This is a genomic window from Streptomyces sp. NPDC007157 (assembly GCF_040634235.1).
In the GTDB taxonomy this organism is placed as follows: domain Bacteria; phylum Actinomycetota; class Actinomycetes; order Streptomycetales; family Streptomycetaceae; genus Streptomyces.
The window spans coordinates 582,507-607,313 of the sequence record NZ_JBEYFE010000001.1; the positions used below are offsets into that span (position 1 = coordinate 582,507).

Here is a 24,807-nt window from a genome sequence, read left to right on the forward strand (position 1 = left end):
TCGCCCGGCACCGGCCCGCCGGACGGCTGGCCCCCACCCTCGCCAACGGGCTCAAGTCGCCGCCGACGTCCTTGGGTTGACCTGGATGAGGGCGTGCGTGCCGGCCGTGCGCCAGCGTTGTCCCTCGGCCGCGTCCAGGGCCGCCTCGGTGTCCGCGGCCAGGCCGGTGATCACATCGGACTTGAGGGTGCGCAACGCCGCCACCGGACCCGGGAACCAGGCGGTGACCTCGGCGAACGGGGTGGTCGGCGGCCAGAGCCGATCACCCACCAGGCGGCGGTAGTTGAGGTCGCCCTTGAAGATCGTGAGGTCGGCGGAGGCGAACTCGGCGCGCAGGTCACCGGGCATCTCGGCGTACGGCAGCGGGGCGCAGGAGAAGGGGTGGGCGCGTACGGCGAGCCGGCCGTCCGACATCGCCGACCAGAGGGTGCGTCCGTACTCGGCCGCCGCACCGGGTGCGGCGGTGAGCCTGCGCAGGGCGTCGAGCACGTCGGCGGTCGTGGCGTCGGAGACGTAGTAGGGGTAGGGCTTGATGTGCAGGACCGCGTCCGTGATGCGGCCGGTGTCCAGGAGGTGGGCGATCAGCAGCAGGTCGGGGACGAGTTCACGGCCCGCGTTGTCGGCGACGAGGCACAGGGTGCCGCCCCGGAGCAGCCGCCACAGGTCTGCGCTGTCGTCGGCGACCAGGGCGGAGACGGCCTCGCCCGACTCGGCGGAGAGGCGAAAGCCCAGGTCGGCACGGTTGCCCCAGAGGGAGCCGGACAGCAGCGCGCGGTCCGGGTCGTCACCGAGGGCGTCGAGCGCCGCCAGCTCCTCGTCGGTCTCCTTGGCGTCCAGTTCGGCGAGCTTGGAGGGGCGGAAGGGGTCGATGCCCTGCCAGGGGCCGGGTCCGAAGTAGCCGACGGCGTCCAGGAGTCGACGGTAGAAGTAGCTCTCGGACCACAGCCACGGCACGTCGAACCAGGAGTGCCCGAGGTAGCCGTCCAGGCCCCAGCCGCGCCACCGGTCGCCGTCCGGCAGGGGTTCGATGACGCCTTCGGTGCAGTTGCTCAGCAGTGCGTCGAGGGCGCGGTGCTGTGCGGGGCCGTACGGGAAGGCGTCCCGCACCTGACGGATGATCGCGGGGTGCCGTTCGGACAGCACGCCGTGCGGGAACGGGCCGGTGGTGCCGAGGATCACGGGTGCGGCGGCGGAGTCGGACATGGGCGCCACGCTATCGCGCGCGATGCCCGGCTCCGCCGAACCGACGCCGCCGGTCACGCCGTTCTGATCTCGCGCTCCAGCTGGGTGGCGAGGGTCATGTAACGGGCGCGCCGGTGCACCGGGACCAGGCCGCGGATCATCAGGTACCACATCTCCGCGACCCTGCGCGGCAGTCGTCCCACCGGCTCCAGGTTGCGGCCGGCCACCCGGGTACCGACGAAGAAGCAGACCAGGGAGTGGGCCACCGCGCCGATGTCGATGTCCGGGTGGACGTCGGACTCCTTGACCGCGCCGTGGAGTTTGCGCGTGGCGAACTCCAGGCCCTCCGTGAACGGATGTCTCAGCGGCGGCCGCACGCTGACGTCCGCGGTGGCGAGCCGCAGTCCGGCGCGCGGGATCGGGCCGTCGACGGAGAGCCGGGCGATCGCGAACGTGGTGCGCATCAGGGCCTCCAGCGAGGAGTAGCCACGGCTGTCCAACTCCTTCACCAACTGGCTGGAGGTGCGGGACTGGAGCTCCATGATGGCGTGCGCCAGGTCCTCCTTGGCGGCGAAGTGGAAGTACAGCGCCCCCTTGGTGACCTTGGCGTGTTCGACGATCTCACTCAGACTGGTGGATTCGTAGCCACGCCGGTCGAAGAGGTCGGCGGCGGCCGTGATGATCGTGGCGCGGGTCTGCTCCGCGCGTAACTGCCTCGCCATCGACTCAACACTCCTCACGGCTCCAAACCGACGGGGCATGCGGTTTGTTTTTTACCCCGTGCACACGATAGCTCACCGTGCGGCAACGGGAGGCGACTGTGCGGACCTGGTGACTGACGCGCGCAAGTGGTGGGCGCGGCCCCGCGATCGGCGGCCAGGCTGCACAAACGCACGAGATCAGAACGCGCCGCTCCCTCGTGTCCGTGCCGGTTTCCGGAGGCGATACGGGTGGCCGGGCACACATCGGTGATCACAACGATACGAGCCGCGCGGTCGGTTCTCAATGACGCCTGCGCAGTCCGCAAAACGGACGACCCGGTCGGCGGCCCGCACACCGCCCCGCCCTGTGATCAACCGCGCTGAACAGTGCGCGCCCGAATCCCGTACTCATCTCAGCAGACTTCGTACCCGCGCCTGCCGAGGAGACGTCCCGATGACCCGGACGACCGCCCGTCTGACGGGAGCCGCCGTCGCGGCTCCGCTGCTGCTCCTGTCGTGGGCGGCGGGTTCCGCCCAGGCGCACGGCGCGCCCACCGACCCCGTCAGCCGGGTCTACGCCTGCTCCCCCAGCGGCGGCAGCGCGTCGACGGCGGCCTGCAGGGCGGCGATCGCGGCGAGCGGGCAGAACTTCGTGGCGTGGGACAACCTGCGGGTGGCGGGGGTCAACGGCCGTGACCGGCAGGTGATTCCGGACGGCAGGTTGTGCAGCGGCAACCTGCCGGCGTACAAGGGGCTCGACCTGGCGCGCACGGACTGGCCCGCGACCCGGTTGACCCCGGGCGCCCGGATGACGATGACGTACGCCTCGACGATCGCGCACGCCGGCACGTTCAAGCTGTATCTGACGAAGCAGGGGTACGACCCCGCGAAGCCGCTGACGTGGTCCGAGCTGCCCGCGCAGCCCTTCGCCGAGTTCAAGGACCCGGCGCTGACGAACGGGGCGTACCACTTCACGGCGACCCTGCCGGCCGACCGGACCGGCCGTCAGATGCTGTATACGATCTGGCAGAACAGCAGCACGACGGACACCTATTACTCGTGTTCCGACGTGGTGTTCACGGCGAAGAAGAACGCCGGGGCGACGGCGAGCGCGCGCCCGCGGCCGAGTGCCACGCCGACCCCGAGCGCCTCCAAGAGCCCGACTCCCAGTGCCTCGAAGAGCGTTGCCGCCCCGACACGGCGGACGGCGGCGGCCCCGGTCTCCCCAAAGACCGGAACCGCCGCCGCCGACAGCACTCCCGTGGCCTCCGACACGACCTCGGGCTCGGGCCCGTCGGCGCCACTACTGGCGGGCGGCGCCGCCGCGGTGCTGGTGCTCACCGGGGGCGCCGCCCTGGCGTTGCGTCTGCGTCGACGCTGACCGCCCGGGTACGAGGGTCAGTTGACGAAGACGGTGGCACCGTTGTCGGTGACCGGGGCGTACTTGGCGGTGAAGTAACCGGCCGCGAAGCAGAGCGAGGAGCCGGAGGTCTTCGTGAACGCCTGGTTGGTGAAGTTGATGCTGTTGTCGGTGTTGCTGGACGTACCGGTCAGGCTCGGCGCCTGGTAGACGCAGGTGATGCTGCCCAGCAGGGTCTTCAGCTTGACGGTGGTCTGGATCGTGGAGCCGCTCGCCGGGGTGACCGTCAGGGTGCCGTCCGAGGCGACCGTGGTGGTGTAGGGCAGGTTGTCGACGGTGATGCTGGTGACGCCGGTGACACCGAGGACGTTGCTGGTGCAGCTGCTGGAGTCGAAGGTGTGCCCGCTGACCGACTCGGTTGCGGTGCCGGGGGCGGCCGGGTTGTCCGTGACCGTGGCGGTGAAGACCGAGGACGTGCACTTCACGCCACTGGTGCCGGTGGCGCTGGAGTAGAGGGTGGCACTGGTGCCGGTGGCCAGCGGCGCGCTGAGCACGTCACCGACGGCGACGGCGGTGCCGCCGGCGCTGCCGGTGGTGAGCACCGCGCCGTCGGCGGAGGCGGGAACGGTGGCGGCGACCGAGAGGGCGGCGACGGTACCGGCGAGGGCGAGGAGGGATCGCGTACGCATGCGGGTGCCTCTTTCCTTGGGGAGACTTGCGTGAGGTGAGGAGAGGTGGGGGTTCAGGGCAGGCGCGTGTGCGCCGCCGGCCGTTGCCGGTCCGTGACGCCTTCTCCGTACGTGACGGACCGACAACGGCAGCCGAGCCGGACACCGGCCGAAAGCCTGGGGGGGTTGGGCCTTCGGCCGGGCCGGTTGCGGGCGTTCGGGCACGGCCCCTGGGGGAAGCGACTGTGCCTACGCCGAGAGCGGAGCGGTGATCGAGAAGGCCGGGAAACGGCCGATGCCGCTCGGCGGATCCGGCGCCACGGATCCGAAGGAAACCAGAGAGAGTTGTAGACCTGATCAACCGTCAACGTCAAGGCCGATCAAGGGAGTTGAGAAATCGATCAAGGGAATGCGAGGTCGAAACACAATTGACGCATATTCAACACCCTTTTTTCACAACTGCCTTGACCCATTAAAGTAACCGCCGGTAACTTGCGGCATGGCTACTGCTGCGTAACGAGAAAGCCCTTGCGCCCGCCGGGAGTTGTGAGGAGGCGTGCGCGGCAGCCGCTGTCCGCGCCAGGACAACGTGCCACTGAAGCCCAACCCGCGTCTTCATGCATGGGAGCAGACATGGCCTCGTCCCCGGACGTTCCGTCCGCCGACAACACACCCGAGAACCCGGGAAGCGGTTCTCCTTCCGACACACCAGACACCGCCGGGGCCACCGGAGGGGAACAGAGACGGGGACGGGTCCGCGCGCGCCGTGCCGCGGTGATGGCGGTGCCGGCCACCCTGGCCGCCGCCGGTCTCGCGGTCTTCACCGCACAGGGTGTGCTGGGCGTGCAGTTCGCCATCTCCGGCATGCCGTTCGTGGTCACCGCCGACCGGCTCGACGGCACCGGCTTCGAGCAGTTCGGCGGCCTCGACAACATGATTCCGGACAGCCCCAACGCCGGTGACACCGGCGGCCAGGAGCTGGTCGTCACGTCGGTGGTGAAGAACGGCACGATCACCAACATGTGCCAGAGCGTCGACCTCGGCGGCATCCAGCTCCTCCTCAAGGCCGGCGGCGGCTCCAAGCCGGTGTCCGTGTCGAACCTGGCGATCGACTCCGACGACATCAAGGGCGACGCCACGTTCAACAACATCGAGATCGGCCGCGACGCCAGCACCTTCGACAAGGCCGGTGTGCAGGGCCCGAAGGGCGTCTACGGCCAGCAGGCCGACGGCGTCGTCATCGAGCACCTCTACCAGCACAACTACGCGGCCACCGCGGCCGTCTTCAAGCTGCCCAACCTGCACATGTCCTTCAGCGGCGACGGTTGCGACTGATGACCGACCCGGGGACCCGGACAGAGAGATTCCGGCGGTGGCGGGGGCAGCGGCCGTTCGCGGGCGGTGTGCTGCTCGTGCTGGCCGGTGCCGAGATCCTGGTGACCATGAAGGCGCCCCTGCCGGTCATCCTGCACATCGGCATGCAGGGGCTGGCGGGCTATCTGCTGCCGACCCTGATGGTCGTCTGCGGCCTGCTCATCGTCTTCAACCCGGCCCAGCGCCTCTTCTACTCCATCCTCGGCATCCTGCTCTCCCTGGGGACCTGGCTCACCTCGAACCTCGGCGGTTTCATGGTCGGCCTGCTACTCGGGGCCGTGGGCAGCTGCATCGCCTTCGGCTGGCTGCCGGACCAGGAACCTCGTGTCAGCCGGCGCAAGCGGCGTAAGGCCGCGCGGGCTGCCGCGCAGGGGTTCGGAGACGGGGCGGAAGCGGTCTGAAGCGGTGAGGGAGGCGGACCGACGGGTTTCGGTCCGCCTCTTCTGCGCCGTGCCCCTGCCCGGCGCGTTGTTCGCCTGAACAGGTGACTTGGGGCGCCTCCCCCGCCGGTCTGGAGGTCGTCCTGGAGGCGGACAAGCGCGGCGGGCCGTTCTCCTCCGGGCACGACGCGCTGACCCGTTTCACGGTGCGCCACCAGGACGCTCACGTGCTGGACTGGAACAGCGAGGTCGACGGCTGGATCCGCCAGCTGATCGCGCACCGGGAGGCCTACGGCACCCACGCGGCGTACGGCCACGGCGGGCAGCACGACGGCCACCACCGCTCCGGACCGGGCCTCGGTACGGCGGTCGCCGCCGGTGCGGCGGGTCTCGCGCTGGGCGTGGTCGGCGGAATGGTGGCGGCCGAGGTGGTGGACGAGATCGGGGACTTCTTCGAGGGGGACGAGGACTAGGGCCTGCCCGGCGGAGGTGAGGGGCCGGGGGCGTTCGTCAGCTCGCGGTGACGGTCTCCTCGGCGGGCTTCCCGGGCTCCGGCTGCGCGGGGGCCGCGGCCGGCTCCGCCGCCATCCGCACCGACGTCGGCTCCACCGGCTCCGCCGTGTCGTCCGTCTTCATCGCCTTCGCCTCGCTCTTGAGGATGCGCATCGACTTGCCCAGGGCCCGGGCGGTGTCGGGCAGCTTCCGGGAGCCGAAGAGCACGATGAAGACGATCGCGACGACCAGCAGGTGCCAGGGTTCGAGTCCATTACGAAGCATGACCGCCCCCTCCCTTTCTCACGTTGTTCCGTGCCGACGAAGGGCGCTTCCCGCGCCCCGGCCGAGCAGCGACGATTGCCACATTGCGCAACTGTACAACCCTGATGCGAAGACGGTCCCCCGGCCCGGCCGCGCAAATCGCTACGGCCGGCGCCGGTCGTGGCGTGCCCGTACCGCCCTCAGCGCCGGCGCGTACAGCCCGAGGACGGCGGCGAGCAGCAGCGGGTAGGCGGGCGGCAGCCCGGTCATGCCCAGGGCCGCGCCCAGGGGACTGGGCGGGAGCAGCAGGCCGACGGCGGCGAGCGCGGCGGCGGCCCGGCCGATGGGTCCGGGCCGGGTGCCGCCGCGCAGCAGGTACATCGCCAGAGCCTGGGTGAGCAGGTTCTCGGTGAACCAGGCGGAGTGGAAGACCGCCTGGTCGTCGAGGGCGTCGGGACCGCGCAGGGCGAGCGCCAGGACGCCGAAGGTGGCGAGGTCGGCGATCGCGTTGAGCACGCCGAAGCCGGTGATGAACCGCAGGAAGGCACGCGGCCGCAGCACGGTCGGGCGGCGCAGGGCCGCCGGACCGGGGCGGTCGTGGGCAAAGGCGAGCTGAGCGGCGTCGAAGCACAGGTTCTGGGCGAGCACCTGGGCCGGGAGCATCGGCAGGAAGGGCAGCAGCAGGCCGGCGCAGAGCATCGCGACGACGTTGCCGAGGTTGGAGGAGAGGGTGACCCGCAGATAGGAGGCGATGTTGGCACTGCTGTGCCGGCCGGCGGTGACGGCGTGCCCGATCGCGCCGAGGTCCTTCTCGGCGAGCACCACGTCCGCGGTCTCGCGGGCGAGGTCCACGGCGGTGCGGGGCGCGATCCCGACGTCGGCCGCGCGCAGGGCGGGGATGTCGTTGACGCCGTCGCCGAGGAAGCCGACGGTGTGCCCGGCGGCGCGCAGCCCGCTGACGATACGGGCCTTGTCCTCGGGGGTGCAGCGGGCGACGACGTCGGCGTCGAGGTCGAGAGGATCACCGGCTACGGCCACCCGCCCCGCGGCCAGGCCGAGGTCCCGGCAGGCACGGGCGGCCGTGGCGGGGTGGTCGCCGGTGAGGACGCGGACGGTGACACCGAGGCCGGTGAGGCGGCGCAGCGCCTCGGCGGCGCCGGGAGCGAGGGCGTCCCGGAAGGTGACCAGGCCCCGGAAGGTGAGGCCGTGTTCGTCGGCGGCCGTGCGGGGGCGGGTGCGGGCGGGTCCTTCTGCGGTGGCGACGGCGAGGACGCGCAGCCCGGCGCCGGCCTCGCGGGCGGCGAGGGCGAGCAGGCGTTCGTGTTCGGCGGGGTCGAGGCCGCAGCGGGCCAGTACGTCCTCGGCGGCGCCCTTGGTGACCAGGACATGGGTGCCCAGGCCGCCCGCGACGACGACGTCGGCGGTGCGCCGGCCGGGGTCGAAGGGGACGGCGCCGATGCCGTCGTACTCCTCCCCCACCGATCCGGCCGCCGTGAGCAGGGCCTCGTCCAGGGCGTCGGCGGCGGGCAGTTCGGCGAGCTGGAGGGTCCACCAGGCGCCGACGGCCGCCCAGCGCAGCACGTCCGGGTCGTCGTGCCCGTCGGGGCCGAGGGCGCGTTCGACGACGGGCCGGTCCTCGGTGAGGGTGCCGGTCTTGTCGAGGCAGAGGACGTCGACCGCGCCGAGGTCGTGCAGCGCGGGCAGCCGTCGTACGACGACCTGGTGGGTGCGGGCGAGCAGGGCGGCGGCCCGGGCCAGGCAGGTGGTGACGATCACCGGGAGCATCTCGGGGGTGAGCCCGACGGCGACCGCGACCGCGAAGGGCAGCGTCTCCAGGCCCCGGCCGCGCAGTGCGGCGTTGGCCATGAGGACCAGCGGCGGGGTGAGCAGCATGAACCGGATCAGCACCCAGGAGATGCCGTGCACGGACCGGTCGAAGGCGCTCGCCGCCCGCCGCCCGCCCGCCGCGCCCTGCGCCGCGGCGAACCGGGTCCGCTCCCCCGTCGCCACGACCACCGCCGTGGCACTGCCCGAGACGACCCCGCTGCCCTGGAAACAGAGGTACGGCTCCTGGAAGGGCCCCGCGTCGGCCGGGTGGTCCGCGTCGGGGATCTCGACGGCGGCCTTGGCGACGGGCGCCGACTCGCCGGTGAGCACGGCCTGGTGCACGGTCAGGCCACGGGCGCGCAGCAGTCGTACGTCGGCCGGGACCAGGTCGCCGGGGCCGAGCCGTACGACGTCGCCCGGTACCAGATCGGCGACCGGGACCTCCCGGGTCCGCGGTGCCCCCTCCTCCCCGGTACGGCGCAGCACGGTGGCGGTGCCGGCGACGAGTTCGCGCAGTGCGGCCAGAGAGCGGTCGGCGCGGTGTTCGCCGGCGGCGCGCAGCCCGCAGCTGACCGCGACCAGGGCGAGGATCACCACGGCCGTGCCCCAGGAGGCGACGAGAGCGGAGACCAGGCCGAGGGTGAGCAGGACGGCGGTGAAGGGGTCGCGCAGGGCGCGGACGCAGCGCAGCGGCCAGGAAGCCGTGTGGGGAAGGGGCGGGGTGTTCTCGCCGGCGTGGGCGAGCCGGGCCGCGGCCTCGGCCTCGGTCAGCCCGCGCGGTCCCGTGTCCAGCCGGCGCAGCACCTGCAGCGCGGTGGCGGCCTCGCCCTCAGAGACCACGGAGGCGGCGGGGGGCCGGGAGTTCGGCGCCGGTGGTGCGGGCGGTGAGGCGGCCGACGAGGAGACGTACGACGTCGACCACGTCCGGGTCGTCCACCAGGTACACCTGGCGGCGGCCCTCCCGGCGGGAGCGGACCAAACCGGCGAGCTTCAGCTTGGTGAGGTGCTGGCTGACGGCCGGCAGTGCGCCGCCCACCCGCTCGGCGAGGCCCGTGACGTCGCTCTCGCCCTGCGCCAGCGCCCAGACGATGTGCAGCCGGGCGGGCGAGGCGAGCAGCCCGAAGGCCGCGGCGGCGTCCGCGAGCACGTCCGCGGTGGGGTCCTCGACACCTGTTCCGGGCCCTGTCGCCACCGTCGTCGTCCTCCTGCCCGCCAAGTCGAAGGGACCAGTCTAGGACGCGGGAACTTCTCGGCCTCCGCGTCAGTTTCTACGTTGTTGTAGAAGTAAATTCTTGGACAAGCAAGACTCTTGGCAAGCACATACCGACCGAGGAGTGAGTGCGCATGGCTCTGTGGGACCGCATCAAGGACTCCGCGACGCAGATGCAGACCCAGCTCGTGGCGAAGAAGAACGACTTGAAGAGCGGTGCGTTCCGCGACGCGAGCATGGCGATGTGCGCGCTCGTGGCGGCTGCCGACGGCACCATCGACCCGGCGGAGCGCCAGCGGGTCGCCCAGCTCATCGCCACCAACGAGGTGCTGCAGAACTTCCCGGCGGACGACCTGCGCCGGCGTTTCGAGGAGAACCTGAACAAGCTGACCGCCGACTTCGCCTTCGGCAAGGTGAGCGTGCTCCAGGAGGTCGCCAAGGCGAAGAAGAAGCCGGCCGAGGCGCGTGCCGTCATCCAGATCGGCATCGTGATCGGCGGCGCGGACGGCGACTTCGACAAGACCGAGCAGGCCGTGGTCCGCGAGGCGTGCTTCACGCTCGACCTGCCGCCGCACGAGTTCGACCTCTGACCGGCGAGTTCCGCACTCCTCGGCGCCGGACACGGCGGCCGGTTCGCTCGACGCCGGGATGATCCGGGCCCCCAGATCCGAGACCTGCCGGTGGCTGGGGTGCCGGACGTCACCACGTGTGGGGTGAGCCGCTCCTGGGTGCGGTGGGAACCGGCCCTGCCCGCCTGAGCGGCTCGGACGCATGTCGACACAGCCCCGCGCCCTTCAGGTGGCGGGGCTCACCTATCTCACAGGTCGGCCAGTAGGGGCAGTGTCTCCATGGCCGCCGTCACGTCCCCCGTCAGCGCACGGTCCGCCAGGTCCGCCGGCAACGCCGCCGCCGCCACCCGGTAGGCAGGCACCGTCGGCTCCACCGGGCCGAGCCGCAACGCCCTTACCGCGACGACGAGTTCGCAGGCCAGGACCACCCCGTACGCCTCCGCCGCCCGCTCCGTCTGTTTCGCCGCCTGGCCCGCGAAGGTCGCCGCCTCCTCCAGGCCGTGGGAGAGCACGGCATGTCCCGCCGATGCCGGGGCCGCGGACGAACGGATCTCCGCCAGGGCCGAGTTGGCCGTGTACTCCAGGATCATCGTGCCGGAGCTGCTCGCCGGGCCCGCGGCCAGGAACGCGGGGAGGCCGGTGAGGTCGGCCCGGCTCAGGGCCTGGAGGCGGGCCGCGGAGAGCTGGGCGGTCTGGAGGAGGGCGAGGTCGAGGCCGTCCAGGGCCAGGGCGAGGGGCGTCACGAAGAAGCCGCCGTGGTGGTAGACGTGGCCGTCGGGGGCCAGCACGGGGTTCTCCGTGGGGCAGTTGATCTCCGTCTCGATGATGTGGCGGAGGGCGTCGGCGGCTTCCAGGGCCGCGCCGTGGGCCTGGGGGAAGGCGCGGAAGGCGTAGGGGTCCTGGATACGGCGGCCGGCGGTGAGGGGGCGGTCGGGTATCGCGAGGAGGCGTCGTACCTCCGCCGCCGCCCGGGCCGGGCCGGGGTAGGGGCGCAGGGCGTGCACCTCGGGCGCGTAGGCCTCCGGGGATCCGGAGACGGCGGCCAGGGAAAGCGCGGCCACCGCGTGTGTGGCCCTCAGCAGCACGTCCAGGTCGTGGCAGGCCAGGGCGGCCCGGCCGAGCGCGAGGGCGTTGCTGCTCAGGAGGGCGAGCGAGTCGCCGGGGTGGAGGGTGACCGGGGCGGGCAGCTCGGCGTCGGGGGACGTGGTGAGCCAGGGGCGTTCGCCGATCAGGGTCAGACCGGTCTGGGCGAGCGCCGTCAGGTCGCCGGTGCCCACCGCGCCGTACTCGTTGATCGCGGGGTGGACGCCGAGACGCAGGGCCTCGGTCAGGGCCGTGACGAAGGACGGGTGGATGCCGGAGCCGCCGGCCAGGAGCTGGTTCGCCCGGACCGCCAGCAGCGCGCGGGCCCGGCGGGGCGGGAGCAGGGGGCCGGCGCCGCCGGCGTGGCTGCGCAGCAGACGCAGGGTGTGACCGGTCGCGTCCGCCGGGTCGACCGCGACCGAGCGGTGGGCGCCGACGCCGGTGCCCCGGCCGTACCAACGGCCCTGTCCGGCCAGGCGGTCGGCGGTCTCGTGGGCGTGGCGCACCCGGTCCAGCGCCTCGGGCGGTACGACCGGGTCGGCGACGGCGTCGGCGAGCCGGACGAGTCCGGGCAGGCCGAGGCCGTTGCCGTCGAGCACGACACAGGGCCGTGAAGGCACCTGTCTCGCTACGTCGGTGATGCTGTCCAAGGCAGGTCGGGCGCGGGTCGGGTCAGCTGCTGAGGCCGACCTTCTTCAGCCAGGCCTGGGCCACGTCCAGCGGGTCCTTGTTGTCCGACTGCACCTGGGTGTCCAGATCCAGCAGGGTCGCGGTGTCGAGCTTGGCGGAGACCGCGTTGAGGGCGTCGGTGGCCGTCTGGTTCAGGGCGCTCTTGTAGACCAGGGGCTGGACGTTCTCGAAGCCGAAGAGGTTCTTCGGGTCCTGGAGGACGACGAACTTCTCCTTGGAGATGGTCGGGTCCGTGCTGAAGATGTCGCCGGCCTGCACCGCGTTCTTCGTCAGGGCCGCCTCGGTGAGCGCGCCGCCCGCGTCCAGCGCCTTGAAGGACTTGAACTCCAGGCCGTACACGGACTTCAGCCCGACCAGGCCCTGCTGGCGGGTCTGGAACTCCGGCGAGGCGCCGATGACCAGGTCCTTGGCAATGTCCTTGAGGTCGGCGATGGAGGACTTCTCGGTCAGCTTGTACTTGGCGGCGGTCGCCGCGTTGACCGTCACCGTGTCCTTGTCCTGGGCGTCCGCCGGGTCCAGCAGCGTCAGCTTGGAGTCGAGCTTGGCCTCGACGGCCTTGGTGGTCTCCTCGACGGTCTTCGGGGTGGCCTTGGGGTCGAGGTAGGCGAGCAGGGCACCGTTGTACTCGGGCAGGACCGAGATGGAGCCGTTCTTGAGCAGACCGTAGGTGGTCTCACGACTGCCGATGTTCGGCTTGTAAGTGACCTTGATGCCCTTGGCCTTGAGTGCTTCGCCGTAGATGTCGGCGATCAGGGTGCTCTCGGCGAAGTTGTTGGAGCCGACGACGACGGTGTCCCCGCTCGCCTTGCTGTCCGACAGCGGGTCGGACTTGCCGTCGTCGGAAGAGGAACAGCCCGCCAGCAGGGCCGTCGTCGCGGCGAGCGCGACGGTCGCCACGCCTCGGTATGTCCGGATTGACCTGCTGGGAAGGGTGTTGGAAGTCACGGTTGCCGTTCCGGGAGCTGTGGGCAGAAGGGTGGGGGTGTCGCGATCCACGTGAGGCTGTTGCGAACCACTCCACACGATCCAATCCAGCCGGTTCTCGGTCAGTCAAGTGTCTCCGGGTCACCGATTGGCTTCAATCCGTGGCCAGTTGTGGACGGAGAGCGGTCTCTTTGTAACGGATTCTTGATAAAGAGCAAGCGGAATCGCGCTTCAAGAACGCTGTAGTCTCACGGCAGTTGATATCGGTCACAGCGGTGCACGGGGCCCGCTACTCGGTGTCGTTCCGCAAGCTCGGGGTGAAGACGCCCCCCACAGTCGAGACACCTTCATGAAGGAGGCCCGGTGTCCACGAACCAGGTGGACGCGTCCGTCCGGCCCGCCCCGACGCGGGGCGGGATACGGGGTTTCGCCGACCGTTGGCCCTTCCGGCGCAAGCTGAACCTGCTGGTCGGTGTGCCGCTCGCCGTCATCGCCGTACTGCTCGCCTATGTCTTCACCGATCTGGTGCAGCAGTCCACCAGCGCGGAGGACGCGGCGCAGCTGGTCCGGGACAGCACCCAGGTGGCACGCCTGGTGGACAAGGTCGAGGCGGAGCACCAGCAGGCGATCCTGCTCTCCGCCCGGTACGAGTCCGGGTACAGCACCCCCTCGCAAGGCGCCTACCACGCGGCCCAGGAAGCGGTGACCGCCCAGCTCCGGACGGTCCGTGACACCTTCGGCGACCGGCTGCCGGACACCGAGGCGGACGCCCTGCGGCAGGTCGAGGGCCTGTCCAGCCTGCGGGAGTCCGTCGAGCAGTCGTACCTGCCGGCGGACAACATCGACCCGGCGTACAGCAACGCGGCCAAGGACCTGATCGACGGCCTCGGTCTGGACCGCAACGCCGACCTCGCCGCCACCTTCACCGGCAACCTGCTGGACTCGCTGCTGCGCGCGGACGCCGCCCACGGCGCCTTCGAGACCAACGTGCTCGCGGCCACCACCGGGGACACCAACGCGCTGATCGAGTTCACCAACGCGGTCGGCGCCTACGACCTGTACCAGCACCAGGCCGACCGCTTCACGCGGTTCGCCACCGAGGGGCAGGCGGCCCAGCTCGCCTCCGTCGAGCACACCAAGGCCCAGGGCGAGATCGCGCAGTCCTACGCCGAGCTGCAGATCGACCCGAGCAGACTGCAGGCCGGCAGCCAGGACGACATCCGCAAGGCGGTCACGGACGCGCTGACCGACTACCCGGACTACCTCGACCAGGCCACCGCCCGGCTGAACATCACCGCCTCGCTCATCGGCCAGATCGCCGACCGGGCCGACGCCACCGCCGACTCGGCCAAGTGGCGCGCCATCTACCTGCTGAACGGCACCCTGCTCGGCTTCGTCCTGTGGATCACCCTCGCCGCCCTGGTGCGCCGCTCGGTGATCCGCCCGGTGCAGGCCCTGACCGGGGTCGCGCAGGAGGTCGCCGAGGTGGCGGGCCGCGAACTCGCCCGGGTCGCCGACGACGACGCCGAGGACGCCGGCCCGCCCCGGCTGCGGGACATGCCGGTCACCGCCCGCGACGAGATCGGCGACCTGGCCGATGCCTTCAACCAGGTGCAGACCACGGCCGCGGCCCTGCTCGAACGTCAGGTGCTCAGCCGCCGCAACACCGCCGAGATGTTCGGCAACGTCGGCCGCCGGGTCAGCAACCTGACCACCCGCCAGCTGGCCTTCATCGACGCGGTGGAGCGCGCCGAGACCGACCCGGCCCTGCTGGAACGCCTCTACTCCATCGACCACATCGCCGTCCGCCTGCGCCGCAACGCCGACAGCCTGATGCTGCTGGCCGGCATCCGCGAGACCGTGCTGGCCTCCGGGCCCACCCCGATATCCAACGTGGTCCGGGCCGCGCTCGGCCAGATCGAGGGCTACCAGCGGGTACGGCTGTACGCCGGCACGGACGTCATGATCGAGCCGGACATCATCGGCGACCTCACGCTGATGGTGGCCGAACTCCTGGAGAACGCGGTGTCGTTCTCGCCGGAGGGCAGCCCGGTCGAGGTGACCGTCCGCACCGGCGACGACGGCGCGCACATCGTTGTCACCGACCACGGCCTGGGCATGAGCGCCGAGCGGCTGTCCGAGGAGAACGCCCGGCTGATCCGCCGTGAGCGCCTCGACCTGGTGCCGACCAAGGTGCTCGGCCTGTTCGTGGTGGGTGCGCTGGCCCGGCGCTGGGAGATCGGCGTCGAGCTGACCCGGACCCCGGGCGGCGGTGTCACCGCCGAAGTGACGCTGCCCTCCCGGCTGTTGCTGACGATGAGCGCGTTGGCCGGCACCCCCGCCACCCCGCTCGCCGTGGAACCGACGACACCGACGACACCGACGACACCGGCGGCGCCGACCGCACCGGCGGCTCCGGCGGCACCGACCGAGCCGACCGGCCCGACCCCGGCCGCCTCGATCCCGGCCGCCGCCGAGCCCGAGAGCCCGCTCCCCCGCCGGGTACCGCGCCGCGAGGCGGAGGCCGCGCCGGCCCCGCTGATCCCGGCCGCCCGCGCCGGCGAGCCCCCGGCCGACTCCGCCGACGGATCGCGCCCGTTGCGCCGCCGGGTACGCGGCGCGACCCTCCGTACCACCGTCGGCGCCGCCCAGGCCCTCGCCCGGACACCGCGCAACCGCGACGCCGACGCCGAGCGGGACGCGCTGGAGGAGTTCGAGGCGGCGGTGGAGCGCGCCCGGCGCGAGAGCGACACCGGAAGCCACGAGCGGCCCGCGCCGCACCCCGAGACCAACCCGCCGCACCACCAGATCCACCTTCCGGAAGGAGCCGAGCAGTGAGCACGTCGACAGGTGACACCCCGACGGGCGGCGCCGCCACGCCGACCGACCTGCAGGCGGCCGCAGCCGACTTCACCTGGCTGCTGAACCGCTTCGCGACCGAGACAGCCGGCGTGGTGGACGCGATCGCCGTGTCCTCCGACGGCCTGCTGATCGCGGTGTCGGAACTGCGTGAGCGCGCGCACTCCGAACGCCTCGCCGCGATCGTCTCCGGCATCACCAGCCTGGCCGCCGGCGCCTCCGGCAACTACGGCCTGGGCGGCCTCAACAAGGTCATCATCGACCTGGAGGGCGGCCATGTCATCGTCTCCGCGATCGGCAGCGGCGCCGTGCTCGGCGTCGTCGCCGACAACGAGGCCAAGCTGGGCAACATCGCCTACGAGATGACCCTGTTCGCCAACCGGGCCGGTGCCGCGCTCAGCCCGCAGCTGGTTCTGGAGCTGAAGAACAGCGTCGGCGTCCCACAGACGCGCTGACCGGCGGAGCCGGTCGAGAGAGGAAGACACAGCCATGGCGGACGGCTTCCCGCCCCCGGGCCCGGACCCGGTCGGCCCCGCCCCCGCCGTACGGCCGTTCCTGGTCACCGCCGGCCGGGTGGCGGACAGCGCCTCCGGACCGGCGATGCCCGTCGAGACCCAGGTGGTGGCCACCACCGCTGGGCTCGACGCGCTCGTCCGGCTCTCCTTCGAGCAGCACGACATCATCGCCGCGTGCCGGATTCCGCAGTCGCTCGCGGAACTGGCGGCACGGCTGCGACTGCACCTGAACGTGGTCCGGGTGCTCGCCGAAGACCTGCGTGAGGCCGGGCAGCTGACCGTGCACGTGCCCGACTTCGAAGCCACCCACGACTCGTCCGTCCTGCGCAGGGTTATCGACGGCCTGCGGGCCATCCCAGACTCCCGAGGGGTACTCCGTGACACCGACTGACTCGCTGACCCGGGGGACCGGGCGTACGGCCGTACGGCCGCCGCTGCCGGTGAAGATGGTCATCGCGGGCGGTTTCGGCGTGGGCAAGACCACCGCCGTCGGCTCGATCTCGGAGATCGAGCCACTGACCACCGAGGCGTCGATCACCGAGGTCGCGGCGGGCGTGGACGACCTGACGCTCACCCCGCGCAAGACGACCACGACCGTGGCGATGGACTTCGGCTGCATCACCATCGACCCGACGCTGAAGCTGTATCTGTTCGGCACGCCCGGGCAGGAACGGTTCGGCTTCATGTGGGACGACATCGTCGAGGGCGCGCTCGGCGGGCTGGTGATCGTTGACACGCGTCGCCTGGACGACTGCTACGCCGCGGTCGACTACTTCGAGCACCGCGGGATTCCGTTCGCCATCGCCATCAACGCGTTCGACGGGCATGTCGAGCACACGCTGGACGAGGTGCGGTGGGCGCTGGACGTCGCCGAGGGGACTCCGGTGGTCGTCTTCGACGCGCGTGAACGGGGTTCGGTGCGGGACGCGCTGCTGGTCGTGCTGGAACTGGCGCTGGCGCGGCGTGAGGGGTAGTGCGGCGTGAGGGGTCGCGCCGCGGATGGGGAACTGCGGGGCCGCCGCGTGGGGCCGGTCGCGCCCACGCGGCGGCAGCCGCATATTCGGTACAGTCCCGCGCCCCTTTCGGGGCGCTAACTCCTCCGTACTCCGGGAGAGACCGTCAGTCGCTGTATCGCCCAGAAGATGCCCAGCGTCGCCAGGGCCATGGCCGCCACCAGGGTGGCGCCGCCCACGACCTTCTCGTAGTTCTTCTGGTAGAGGCCGTCGATGATGTAGCGGCCCAGGCCGCCCAGGCTGACGTACGCCGCGATCGTCGCCGTCGAGACGATCTGGATGGCCGCCGAGCGCAGACCGCTGAGGATCAGCGGGAGGGCGACCGGGAGTTCGACCTGGAAGAGGACCCGTGCCTCCGGCATGCCCATGCCGCGTGCCGCGTCCACCGGGGACGGGTCGACCGAGCGCATCGCCTCGTACGTCGTGACCAGGATCGGCGGTACGGCGAGGATCACCAGCGGGATCATCACCGGCAGCAGGCCGAAGCCCAGCCAGATGAACATCAGGACCAGCAGGCCGAAGCTGGGCAGGGCCCGGCCGGCCGTGGCGATCAGGGCGAGGGTGTTGCCGCCGCGGCCGTAGTGGCCGGTGATCAGGCCGACGGGCAGGCCGATGACGGCCGCGTAGGCGAGCGCCTTCAGCGAGTACTGGACGTGCTCCCACAGGCGGGTGGGGATGCCGTCGTACCCGTGCCAGTGCGCGCTGTCGCTGAAGAAGGCGTGGACGAAGTTGAGGACGTTCACCGGGTGCTCTCCTTCGGCATCCAGGGCGTCAGCGCACGGCGCAGGAGGACGAGGAGGGCGTCCGCCAGGATCGCCAGCACGGCCGTCGTCACCACGGAGTTCACCGCCAGCTCGGGGCGGTGGTAGGTGTTGGCGTCGTTGAGCAGGTTGCCGAGGGCTCCCTGGTTGCCGATCAGCATGCCGACGCTGACCAGCGAGATGCTGGAGACGGTGGCCACCCGCAGGCCGGCGATGATCGCGGGGACGGCGATCGGCAACTGCACCTGGAAGTAACGGCGTACGGGGCCGAGGCCCATGGCGGTGGCGGCGGCGAGGGTCTCGGCCGGGACCGAGCGGACGCCGTCCACGATCGCCGGCACCAGGACCACCAGGCTGTACACCGCGAGCGGGATCATCACCGTCGTCTCGGTCTGGCCGGTGTAGTCGATGAGGACCACGAAGAAGGCCAGCGAGGGAATGGCGTACAGGATCGTGGTCACGCCCAGGACGGGCGGGTACAGCCAGCGGAAGCGCACACAGAGCTGGGCGATCGGGAGGGACACCAGCAGGCCGGCCAGCACCGGGACGAGGGCCTCGCGCAGATGCAGGCCGATCAGCCCGAAGTAGGTGTTCTGGAGGTCGCTGGGGATGTCGAAGAAGCCGCTCATCCCCCGACCTTCGTGTCGTCGCGGCCCTCGGCGTGGGCGGTGCGGATCGCGGCACCGATGACCTGCTGGGAGACGACGCCGACCGCGCGTCCCTCGCCGTCCACGGCCACCGCCCAGCCGGTCGGCGAGAGCACGGAGCCGTCGAGGGCGGCACGCAGCGAGTCCCGGCCGGGCACGAACGGCCGCCCGTACGGCAGCAGCCGCTCCGTGTCGATCGAGCCGGCCGTCAGCTCACGCGGCTCGCCCCAGCCGAGCGGCCTGCCGTCCAGGTCCGTCACGAGGAGATAGGGGGCGTCCGTCGAGGTGCGGGCGCCGAGCTTGGTGGCGTCGGCGTCGACGGGGACGATCGGGGCGGTCTGCAACGCGAGGTCCGCCGAGGGGAAGAAGGACAGCCGGCGGATACCCCGGTCGGCGCCGAGGAAGTCCTCGACGAAGGCGTCGGCCGGGTCGGTGAGCAGTTCGGCGGGCGGCGCGTACTGGGCGAGGTGCCCGCCCGTGCGCATCACGGCGACCATCGTGCCGAGCTTGATCGCCTCGTCGATGTCGTGGGTGACGAAGACGATGGTCTTGCCCAACTCACCCTGGATTCGCAGGAGTTCGTCCTGGAGGCCCTTGCGGACCACGGGGTCCACGGCGGAGAACGGCTCGTCCATCAGCAGCACGGGCGGGTCGGCGGCGAGCGCCCGGGCCACGCCGACGCGCTGCTGCTGACCGCCGGAGAGCTGGTACGGGTAGCGCTTGGCGAGGGCCGAGTCCAGGCCCACCCGCTCCATCAGCTCGCCCGCCCGGGCACGCGCCTTCTGCTTGCTCCAGCCGAGCAGCCGGGGCACGGTGGCGATGTTGTCGATGATCGTGCGGTGCTGGAAGAGACCGGCGTTCTGGATGACGTAACCCATCGACCGGCGCAGGGTGTTGACCGGCTGCGCGTGGATGTCGGCGCCGTCCAGGAGAATACGGCCCTCACTGGGCTCGACCATTCGGTTGATCATCCGCAGGGTCGTCGTCTTGCCGCAGCCCGAGGGGCCGACGAAGACGGTGATCGAGCGATCCGGTATCTCCAGGGAGAGTCGGTCGACGGCGACCGTACCGTCCGGGTACCGCTTGCTGACTGAATCTATCCGTATCAAAACGCCGAATGCCCTTCGGGTTTGGCTGAGACTGCCCAGTTTTCGACCACGGTCGCCGTGGTGCAGGCCGTTGCGGGGAGAGTCTAGACCGCAAGTGTTTCAGCACTTTGGCGGCTGACTGGTCGTCTTCAGTCTGTGACCTGCCACCCCGCTCCCGGCCGCTTCCTGGGCGCCCGACCGGCATCCGCTGTGCGGAACCTGTGAGTTCCCTGATTCTCATTGCTCGCTCAGTGAAGCCTCACGGCCGCCCCAGACAGCACCCCGATCGTCATGGTCATGAACGAAACGAACGCGGGAGGCGTCCGGCGCCGGTCGGTAGGGATCGTGGTGCCGGTCCACAACGAGGCCCGTCTGTCGACCGGGCTCGAAGGCTTCCTGCCGCTGGTCGCCCCGCTGCTGTCCGGGCACAGCGACCTCGCCGTCGGCAGCCGGCTGCACCGGGAGTCGGCGGTGGTGCGCGTCCCCGCCGTGCCCCGTCGTACCACCGTCCCGCAGCACGTCGCGGTCCTGCCCACCGGGGCGGACGCCGTCACCGAGCCCCTGGAGTACGCGTCATGACGACCCTCGCCCCGTCGCCCGCCCCGGTCCAGGACGGCCGGCACCGGTCCGCCGCCCCGCCGGTCTCCCGCGCCAGAAGGCTGTTCGCGGGCGCGCCCGAGGACCCCCGCTGGGCCCGCCCGGCCCTGTGGGCGATCCTGCTCCTGGCCACCGCCCTGTACGCCTGGAACCTCTCCTCCGTCACCGGCAACACCTTCTACAACGCGGCCGTCTACTCCGGCACCAGGAGCTGGAAGGCGTTCTTCTTCGGCGCCCTGGACGCCGGCAGCTTCATCACCGTCGACAAACCCCCCTTCGCCCTGTGGGTGATGGGCCTGTCCGCCCGTGTTCTCGGCTACGGAACCTGGCAGTTGGCGCTGCCGATGGTCGCCGTCGGAGTCGGCTCGGTCGCCCTACTGTACCGGCTGGTCAAGCGGGACTTCGGGGTCGTGGCGGCCACGATCGCCGCGCTGGTGCTGACCCTGACGCCCATCACCGTCGCCATCGACCGCGACACCAACCCCGACCCGATCCTGGTCTTCCTGATGCTGCTCGGCGCGGCCGCGCTGCTGAAGGCCGTGCGCACCGGCAGGTTGCTGCCCCTGGTGTGGTCGGCGGTCGCGATCGGCTTCGCGTTCAACACCAAGATGATGCAGGCGTACGTGGTGCTGCCGGCGTTCTTCCTGGTCTATCTGTGGGCCGCGAACGTCTCGTTGGGCCGGCGCGTCCGCAACCTCGCGGTCGGCACGGTCGCGTTGATCGTGAGCAGCGCCTGGTGGATGGTGATCGTCGACCTGATCCCGGCCGCCGACCGGCCCTACATCGGCGGCTCCACCGACAACACGGTCTGGGACCTGGTCATCGGCTACAACGGCTTCGGCCGGATCTTCGGGGCGGGTTCGTCGGTGGGCTCGCAGGGCAACGGGGCGAGTTTCGGGGGCAGTTCGGGTCTGTACCGGATGTTCAACGACATCATGGGCGGCCAGATCTCCTGGCTGGTCCCGTTCGCCGCGATCGCCCTGGCCGGCGCGCTGGTGCTGCGCGGCCGGGCGCCGCGCACCGACGCCGGGCGGGCCGCGCTGATGCTGTGGGGCGGCTGGTTCGTCCTGCACTTCTTGACCTTCTCCCTCGCCGAGGGCACCTTCCACCCGTACTACGTCACCGCGATGGCCCCCGGGATCGCGGCCGTGACCGGCGCGGGCGGGGTCATGCTGTACCGGGCCTTCCGCGACGGCTCGGCGGCCAAGTGGGGTTGGGTGCTCCCGGTGGCCGTCGGCGTCAGCACGGTATGGGCGGTCGTCCTGCTCCAGCGGGTGTCCGGCTCCGGCACGCTGTACACGGTCGCCGAGGTGGTGGCCGCGCTGGGCGGTGCGCTGGCGGTGACCGGGCTGCTGGTCGGTCGGTTCACGCGACGGCGGAGGCTGATGGGCTTCGCGGCGGTGGCGGCGATCGTCGCCCTGCTGGCCGGTCCGGCCGCCTACTCCGTCTCCGCGGCCACGACCGCGAGCACCAACGGCACCAACCCGACGGCCGGCCCCAACACCGGTGGCGGTATGGGCGGTATGGGCGGCGGCCAGCGGCCGAGCGGCAGCGCGCCGAGCGGGACCAGGAGTGGCACCGCCCCGAGCGGTTCCGGCAGTTCCGGCGGGCAGTCCATGGGGCAGCCGCCGACCGGGACGGGAAGCACCGGGACCGGAAGCACGAGCACCGGCTCCGGCAGTCAGTCACAGTCCGGTCGGACCGGCGGAGGCACGGGCGGTGACACCCAGGTCGGCTCGGCGATGATCACGTACCTCAAGAAGCACCAGGACGGGGCCACTTGGCTGGTCGCGGTGGCCACCGACCAGACGGCCTCCTCGATCATCCTGGAGTCCGGTCAGCCCGTCATCTCCATGGGCGGCTGGTCCGGCAGCGACGACGCGATGACCCTCGCCAAGCTCAAGAGCCTGGTGAAGTCGGGCAAGCTGCACTACCTCGTGGTCAGCAGCGGCGGCGGCCAGGGCACCGACTCCGAGATCGCGACCTGGGTGGAGAAGCACGGCAGCGCGGTGAGCGCCTACAGCGGTCTGTACCGCCTGGACGCGTCCGACGTGAACTGATCGCACACCCGGCCGAGAGGCGGGCCGCTCCCGGCGGCCCGCCTCTCTCACGTCCCTGGGTTCACGCGGCGACCGGCAGCCCCGCCGTCCGGAGCACGGCGTGCTCCGCGTCCACCACGAACACCTCGCAGCCCGGCCGTCGCGCCGCCCACTCGGCGCCCTGCACGCCCATCGCGAAGGCGGCGGTGGCCACGGCGTCGGCCTCCGTCAGGGTCGGGGCGACGACGGTGACGCTGAGCAGCCCGGTGGCCGGGCGGCCGGTACGTCCGTCGAGGATGTGGTCACCGCGCTCGTACCGCCCGGAGGTCGCGACCGCCCCGTCCGTGATCTCAAGGACGTTGCACAGTTGATCGGGGTGCTCGGGGTGCCGTATCCCGACCCGCCAGGGCCCGCCGGACGCCACCACGTCACCGCCGGCGTTCAGCACGAACCGCCGTGCTCCGGCCGCCGACAGCAGGTCCGCCGCCCGCTGCACCGACCAGCCCTTGACCACCGCGCACGGGTCGAGGCCCCGCCCCGGCAGCCGTACGTCGAACGCGCCCCCGGTGGCCAGCCGGTACTCCTCGCACAGCGCGAGCACCTCGGCGAGGTCCGGGCTCACCTCGGTCTCGGAGAGTTCGCCCCGGTCGAGCCGGGAGACCTCGCTGTCCGGCCTGAACGGGCTGAACCGCTCGTCGACCTCGCGCAGCCAGGCGAAGGCGGCGTCCGCGGCCTGGCCGAAGTCCCCCTCGTCGTCGGTCCGCAGCGACACGGGGAACCCCATGACGTGTTCGACCCGGTGCATGATCAGCCCTTCGCGTCGATCGCGGCCTGCAGGGACTCCCGGTAGCCGTCGCTGGTGACCGTCGCGCCGGAGACCGTGTCGATGTCCGCGCTCTGCGCCTTCAGCGTCTCCGAGATCAGCACCGGCACGGCCGCCGACGTCTGCGGGTGGTCGGGCTGCTGGAGCATCTTCACCGCGGTGATCCTGTCGCCGTCGAAGGTCACCTGGACCTGGACGGGACCCTTCTCGGTGTTGACGGTCGTGCCCTGGACGACCGTGCCCGAAGCGGCGGTCCCCGAGGTGGACGGGGTCGTGACGGGCTCGGTGGCGGAGGTCGTCGTACCGCCGACGGACGGCTCGTAGCGCCAGAGGGGGATCAGGCCCGCGATGCTCAGGGCGACGACAGGTATGGCTCGCTTCACGGTGTCTCTCTCATCCCGCCAGGCTGAAACGCTCGAAGTGGATCTGCGGCTTGGGCACGCCCAGGTCTCCCAGGCTGCGCAGCACCGCGTTCATCATCGGCGGCGGCCCGCACAGGAAGACGTCCCGGTCGGCGATGTCCGGCACCAGTTGGACCAGCTCGCGCGGCGCCAGCCTGTCGGGGACCGGCGGGCCGGTGACCAGGTGCAGTTCGGCGCCCTTGGCGACGGCGAGGTCGCGCAGTTCGTCGTAGAGGACGGCGTCCCGGTCGCCGGCGACGCGGTAGATGACGACCGCGTGGCCTTCGAGGTCCTCCAGGAGAGCGCGGATGGGGGTGACACCGACGCCGCCCGCGATCAGCAGGGACTCGGTCTTCCGGCGGTGCAGGGTGGTGAAGGCGCCGTAGGGTCCCTCGGCGAAGACCCGGGTGCCGACCTTCAGGTGGCGCAGGGCGGCGCTGCCGTCGCCGACGGCCTTGGCGGTCAGGCGCAGGGTGCGGCCGTCGGGCGCGGCGGAGAGGGAGAAGGGGTTCGCCTGCCACCAGCGGTCCTTCGTGAGGAACCGCCACAGGAAGAACTGGCCTGCTCGCGCGCCGAGTTGGTCGAGGTCGCGACCGGTGACGTGGACGGAGACCACGTTGTCCGACTCGGGGACGACGGCGGAGACACGGAACTGGTGGCGGTGGTTGCGCCACAGCGGCAGGACCAGCCGGCTCAGGGCCACCGAGCCGAGCGCGACGCCCCACAGGGCGTACCAGTACGCCGTGGCGGCGGACGACGCCGTGAACGTCGTACCGACCGCGACCTGGTGGCTGAAGGCGAGCACCACGGCCACGTAGGTGTACAGGTGGATGAAGTGCCAGGTCTCGTAGGCGAGCCGACGGCGGGCGTAGCGGGCCGAGACGGCGCCGACCACGAGGACGATGCCGAGCGCGACGACGGCGCGGAGCACACCCTCGGTCGTCTCGGCTAGGTCGACGATCTCGCCGACCGGGCCGACGCCGGCGCCGTCGGCGTAGCCGAAGCTGATGAAGACGGCGTGCCCGAGCAGCGTCCACAGCAGGGCGAAGCCGGTCCAGCGATGCCAGGAGGTGAGCCGGTCCATGCCGATCCGGCGGTCCAGCCAGGGCAGCCGGGCGACCAGCACCAGCTGGAAGGCCATGACGAGGGCGCCGTACAGGCCGAGGAAACGGCCGATGACGATCAGGGCGTTGGAGGCGAAGCCCGCCTGGGCGAAGAAGTAGGCGACCACGGCCGCGTTCACGGCGAGTACGGCGAACAGGCCCGTGCGGGCCACCACCCCGGGGCGTATCGCCGTGGGGGGCGCAGGGGGTGATTGGACGGTCGTCACGGGTCGGCAG

23 protein-coding genes and 2 pseudogenes are annotated in these 24,807 nt (G+C 71.5%); 11 read left to right on the top strand and 14 right to left on the bottom strand.

From position 1 onward, the window contains the following. Window positions 1-51: 51 nt before the first annotated feature. Both ABZ642_RS02580 and ABZ642_RS02585 read right to left on the bottom strand, forming a co-directional pair. Entirely contained in the window at window positions 52-1,203 is a 1,152-nt protein-coding gene (locus ABZ642_RS02580; RefSeq protein WP_360475854.1) for a damage-control phosphatase ARMT1 family protein, read from the bottom strand. A gap of 53 nt (window positions 1,204-1,256) precedes the next feature. Next, window positions 1,257-1,904 carry a ScbR family autoregulator-binding transcription factor gene (locus ABZ642_RS02585; protein WP_360475857.1) on the bottom strand — a complete coding sequence of 216 codons (648 nt, stop codon included), beginning with the start codon at window positions 1,902-1,904 and terminating at the stop codon, window positions 1,257-1,259. A 433-nt stretch (window positions 1,905-2,337) separates the two neighbouring features. Between ABZ642_RS02585 and ABZ642_RS02590 the strand changes: the two genes are divergently transcribed. Continuing rightward, on the top strand, window positions 2,338-3,264 hold the full coding sequence (locus ABZ642_RS02590) for a lytic polysaccharide monooxygenase (protein WP_360475860.1): 927 nt from the start codon (window positions 2,338-2,340) through the stop codon (window positions 3,262-3,264). A 17-nt stretch (window positions 3,265-3,281) separates the two neighbouring features. On the opposite strand, the gene ABZ642_RS02595 is transcribed toward ABZ642_RS02590, so the two are convergent. Next, window positions 3,282-3,932 (bottom strand): Tat pathway signal sequence domain protein, encoded by a 651-nt coding sequence (locus ABZ642_RS02595; RefSeq protein ID WP_360475863.1) that lies wholly within the window; start codon window positions 3,930-3,932, stop codon window positions 3,282-3,284. 612 nt (window positions 3,933-4,544) lie between these two features. Between ABZ642_RS02595 and ABZ642_RS02600 the strand changes: the two genes are divergently transcribed. From ABZ642_RS02600 to ABZ642_RS02610, 3 genes and pseudogenes are all read left to right on the top strand, one after another. Continuing rightward, the gene (locus ABZ642_RS02600) at window positions 4,545-5,246 is read left to right on the top strand and encodes a DUF6230 family protein (protein ID WP_360475866.1); all 702 of its coding nucleotides are present in this window, start codon (window positions 4,545-4,547) and stop codon (window positions 5,244-5,246) included. Next, the gene (locus ABZ642_RS02605) at window positions 5,246-5,686 is read left to right on the top strand and encodes a DUF6114 domain-containing protein (RefSeq protein ID WP_360475869.1); all 441 of its coding nucleotides are present in this window, start codon (window positions 5,246-5,248) and stop codon (window positions 5,684-5,686) included. The genes ABZ642_RS02600 and ABZ642_RS02605 overlap by 1 nt, the downstream gene beginning before the upstream one ends. Window positions 5,687-5,763: 77 nt before the next feature. Then, window positions 5,764-6,138, top strand: a pseudogene (locus tag ABZ642_RS02610) (sporulation protein); the annotation flags it as partial. Window positions 6,139-6,175: 37 nt separating this feature from the next. Here the strand turns inward: ABZ642_RS02610 and tatA are convergent. The 3 genes from tatA to ABZ642_RS02625 all read right to left on the bottom strand — a co-directional run bounded on the left by tatA (window position 6,176) and on the right by ABZ642_RS02625 (window position 9,440). Beyond that, a complete protein-coding gene (tatA, locus tag ABZ642_RS02615) occupies window positions 6,176-6,442 on the bottom strand; it encodes a Sec-independent protein translocase subunit TatA (RefSeq protein ID WP_360475872.1) in 267 nt (88 codons plus the stop codon). 141 nt (window positions 6,443-6,583) lie between these two features. Beyond that, complete coding sequence (mgtA, locus tag ABZ642_RS02620) at window positions 6,584-9,088, bottom strand: magnesium-translocating P-type ATPase (protein WP_360475875.1); 2,505 nt, start codon at window positions 9,086-9,088, stop codon at window positions 6,584-6,586. Next, the gene (locus tag ABZ642_RS02625; protein ID WP_360475878.1) at window positions 9,078-9,440 is read right to left on the bottom strand and encodes a metalloregulator ArsR/SmtB family transcription factor; all 363 of its coding nucleotides are present in this window, start codon (window positions 9,438-9,440) and stop codon (window positions 9,078-9,080) included. The genes mgtA and ABZ642_RS02625 overlap by 11 nt, the downstream gene beginning before the upstream one ends. Window positions 9,441-9,592: 152 nt before the next feature. On the opposite strand from ABZ642_RS02625, the gene ABZ642_RS02630 reads away from it, so the two are divergent. Continuing rightward, window positions 9,593-10,048: a TerB family tellurite resistance protein gene (locus ABZ642_RS02630; RefSeq protein ID WP_351729144.1), complete on the top strand. Its 456-nt coding sequence runs from the start codon at window positions 9,593-9,595 to the stop codon at window positions 10,046-10,048. Window positions 10,049-10,275: 227 nt separating this feature from the next. Here the strand turns inward: ABZ642_RS02630 and ABZ642_RS02635 are convergent, their stop codons facing one another. Next, window positions 10,276-11,730: an aromatic amino acid lyase gene (locus tag ABZ642_RS02635; RefSeq protein WP_360475882.1), complete on the bottom strand. Its 1,455-nt coding sequence runs from the start codon at window positions 11,728-11,730 to the stop codon at window positions 10,276-10,278. A gap of 52 nt (window positions 11,731-11,782) precedes the next feature. After that, window positions 11,783-12,745, bottom strand: coding sequence for an ABC transporter substrate-binding protein (locus ABZ642_RS02640; RefSeq protein WP_360475885.1), 963 nt, complete (start codon window positions 12,743-12,745; stop codon window positions 11,783-11,785). A gap of 342 nt (window positions 12,746-13,087) precedes the next feature. Here ABZ642_RS02640 and ABZ642_RS02645 point away from each other — a divergent pair, with 342 nt between their 5' ends. Genes ABZ642_RS02645 through ABZ642_RS02660 form a run of 4 tightly spaced genes read left to right on the top strand, consistent with a single transcriptional unit; the run spans window position 13,088 to window position 17,072 of the window. Further along, entirely contained in the window at window positions 13,088-15,562 is a 2,475-nt protein-coding gene (locus ABZ642_RS02645; protein WP_360475887.1) for a sensor histidine kinase, read from the top strand. After that, on the top strand, window positions 15,559-16,038 hold the full coding sequence (locus tag ABZ642_RS02650; protein ID WP_351325995.1) for a roadblock/LC7 domain-containing protein: 480 nt from the start codon (window positions 15,559-15,561) through the stop codon (window positions 16,036-16,038). The genes ABZ642_RS02645 and ABZ642_RS02650 overlap by 4 nt, the downstream gene beginning before the upstream one ends. Window positions 16,039-16,072: 34 nt before the next feature. Beyond that, a complete protein-coding gene (locus ABZ642_RS02655) occupies window positions 16,073-16,489 on the top strand; it encodes a DUF742 domain-containing protein (protein WP_360475892.1) in 417 nt (138 codons plus the stop codon). Then, the gene (locus ABZ642_RS02660) at window positions 16,476-17,072 is read left to right on the top strand and encodes an ATP/GTP-binding protein (RefSeq protein WP_360475895.1); all 597 of its coding nucleotides are present in this window, start codon (window positions 16,476-16,478) and stop codon (window positions 17,070-17,072) included. The genes ABZ642_RS02655 and ABZ642_RS02660 overlap by 14 nt, the downstream gene beginning before the upstream one ends. Window positions 17,073-17,188: 116 nt before the next feature. Here ABZ642_RS02660 and ABZ642_RS02665 read toward each other — a convergent pair whose 3' ends face one another. Genes ABZ642_RS02665 through ABZ642_RS02675 form a run of 3 tightly spaced genes read right to left on the bottom strand, consistent with a single transcriptional unit; the run spans window position 17,189 to window position 19,628 of the window. Next, window positions 17,189-17,854, bottom strand: a complete 666-nt coding sequence (locus ABZ642_RS02665; protein WP_360475898.1) for an ABC transporter permease — start codon at window positions 17,852-17,854, stop codon at window positions 17,189-17,191. Then, entirely contained in the window at window positions 17,851-18,501 is a 651-nt protein-coding gene (locus tag ABZ642_RS02670) for an ABC transporter permease subunit (RefSeq protein WP_360475901.1), read from the bottom strand. Before ABZ642_RS02670 ends, ABZ642_RS02665 begins: the two co-directional genes overlap by 4 nt. Further along, entirely contained in the window at window positions 18,498-19,628 is a 1,131-nt protein-coding gene (locus ABZ642_RS02675; protein ID WP_360475904.1) for an ABC transporter ATP-binding protein, read from the bottom strand. Before ABZ642_RS02675 ends, ABZ642_RS02670 begins: the two co-directional genes overlap by 4 nt. A gap of 351 nt (window positions 19,629-19,979) precedes the next feature. Between ABZ642_RS02675 and ABZ642_RS02680 the strand changes: the two are divergent. Beyond that, window positions 19,980-20,087: pseudogene (locus tag ABZ642_RS02680) on the top strand (glycosyltransferase family 2 protein); the annotation flags it as partial. 95 nt (window positions 20,088-20,182) lie between these two features. Next, window positions 20,183-22,264, top strand: coding sequence for a glycosyltransferase family 39 protein (locus ABZ642_RS02685; RefSeq protein WP_360475907.1), 2,082 nt, complete (start codon window positions 20,183-20,185; stop codon window positions 22,262-22,264). A 61-nt stretch (window positions 22,265-22,325) separates the two neighbouring features. Here the strand turns inward: ABZ642_RS02685 and ABZ642_RS02690 are convergent, their stop codons facing one another. The 3 genes from ABZ642_RS02690 to ABZ642_RS02700 are packed head-to-tail and all read right to left on the bottom strand — an operon-like array spanning window position 22,326 to window position 24,797. Beyond that, window positions 22,326-23,048: an FAD:protein FMN transferase gene (locus ABZ642_RS02690; protein WP_360475910.1), complete on the bottom strand. Its 723-nt coding sequence runs from the start codon at window positions 23,046-23,048 to the stop codon at window positions 22,326-22,328. 2 nt (window positions 23,049-23,050) lie between these two features. After that, window positions 23,051-23,449: an FMN-binding protein gene (locus tag ABZ642_RS02695; protein ID WP_360475913.1), complete on the bottom strand. Its 399-nt coding sequence runs from the start codon at window positions 23,447-23,449 to the stop codon at window positions 23,051-23,053. Between the two features lie 10 nt (window positions 23,450-23,459). Beyond that, the gene (locus tag ABZ642_RS02700) at window positions 23,460-24,797 is read right to left on the bottom strand and encodes a ferredoxin reductase family protein (protein WP_360475916.1); all 1,338 of its coding nucleotides are present in this window, start codon (window positions 24,795-24,797) and stop codon (window positions 23,460-23,462) included. Between the last annotated feature and the right edge of the window lie 10 nt (window positions 24,798-24,807).

What these genes read in the sequence shown, in the direction of transcription:
- ABZ642_RS02690 (WP_360475910.1), bottom strand. Translation starts at nt 23,048, where the DNA reads ATGCACCGGGTCGAACACGTCATGGGGTTCCCCGTGTCGCTGCGGACC.
- tatA (WP_360475872.1), bottom strand. Translation starts at nt 6,442, where the DNA reads ATGCTTCGTAATGGACTCGAACCCTGGCACCTGCTGGTCGTCGCGATC.
- ABZ642_RS02655 (WP_360475892.1), top strand. Translation starts at nt 16,073, where the DNA reads ATGGCGGACGGCTTCCCGCCCCCGGGCCCGGACCCGGTCGGCCCCGCC.
- ABZ642_RS02685 (WP_360475907.1), top strand. Translation starts at nt 20,183, where the DNA reads ATGACGACCCTCGCCCCGTCGCCCGCCCCGGTCCAGGACGGCCGGCAC.
- ABZ642_RS02580 (WP_360475854.1), bottom strand. Translation starts at nt 1,203, where the DNA reads ATGTCCGACTCCGCCGCCGCACCCGTGATCCTCGGCACCACCGGCCCG.
- ABZ642_RS02595 (WP_360475863.1), bottom strand. Translation starts at nt 3,932, where the DNA reads ATGCGTACGCGATCCCTCCTCGCCCTCGCCGGTACCGTCGCCGCCCTC.
- ABZ642_RS02630 (WP_351729144.1), top strand. Translation starts at nt 9,593, where the DNA reads ATGGCTCTGTGGGACCGCATCAAGGACTCCGCGACGCAGATGCAGACC.
- ABZ642_RS02605 (WP_360475869.1), top strand. Translation starts at nt 5,246, where the DNA reads ATGACCGACCCGGGGACCCGGACAGAGAGATTCCGGCGGTGGCGGGGG.
- ABZ642_RS02585 (WP_360475857.1), bottom strand. Translation starts at nt 1,904, where the DNA reads ATGGCGAGGCAGTTACGCGCGGAGCAGACCCGCGCCACGATCATCACG.
- ABZ642_RS02670 (WP_360475901.1), bottom strand. Translation starts at nt 18,501, where the DNA reads ATGAGCGGCTTCTTCGACATCCCCAGCGACCTCCAGAACACCTACTTC.
- ABZ642_RS02590 (WP_360475860.1), top strand. Translation starts at nt 2,338, where the DNA reads ATGACCCGGACGACCGCCCGTCTGACGGGAGCCGCCGTCGCGGCTCCG.
- ABZ642_RS02600 (WP_360475866.1), top strand. Translation starts at nt 4,545, where the DNA reads ATGGCCTCGTCCCCGGACGTTCCGTCCGCCGACAACACACCCGAGAAC.